At 52.8% G+C, this 375-nt stretch carries 1 protein-coding gene; it reads right to left on the bottom strand.

Translation table 11 applies throughout. The annotated features are described in order from the left end of the window. A partial coding sequence (locus K3G39_RS20550) for a transposase (RefSeq protein WP_255594578.1) occupies positions 1-375 on the bottom strand: 375 nt, incomplete at both ends.

The raw sequence follows: 375 nt of genomic DNA, 5'->3' as shown, positions 1-375 counted from the left end.
TGATGATGCCCTTTTCAAGGGCAATGGCGACCGTCTTGCTGATCAGAAGGTTCAGCAGGTCGGTGTCCTTTAAGCGGAGCTTGCGGAACTTGGTCAGGGAGCTGGGGTTGATGACCGCCTCCTCGGGTGAGAGGTCGAGAAAGTATTTGAAGGACATATCATATCGCGAGCGCTCCACCACATCCACATCGGAGAGGGTGTAGATGGTCTTCAGCAGCAGGTATTTGAACATGCGCACCGGGCTTTCTGCCCTGCGGCCATTGGTGGTGCAGTATTTACTGGCCAGCTCCTCGTAGATGAAAGTGAAGTCGATCAGGTCGTTGATTTTACGAAGCAGATTGTCCTGGGGGACAATCAGATCATAGAGCCCTGAAT

Source organism: Pontibacter sp. HSC-14F20 (assembly GCF_019599265.1).
Classification (GTDB): Bacteria; Bacteroidota; Bacteroidia; order Cytophagales; family Hymenobacteraceae; genus Pontibacter.
Note: the sequence above shows the minus strand (reverse complement) of the source record. Positions and strands in the feature narration are given on the sequence as shown.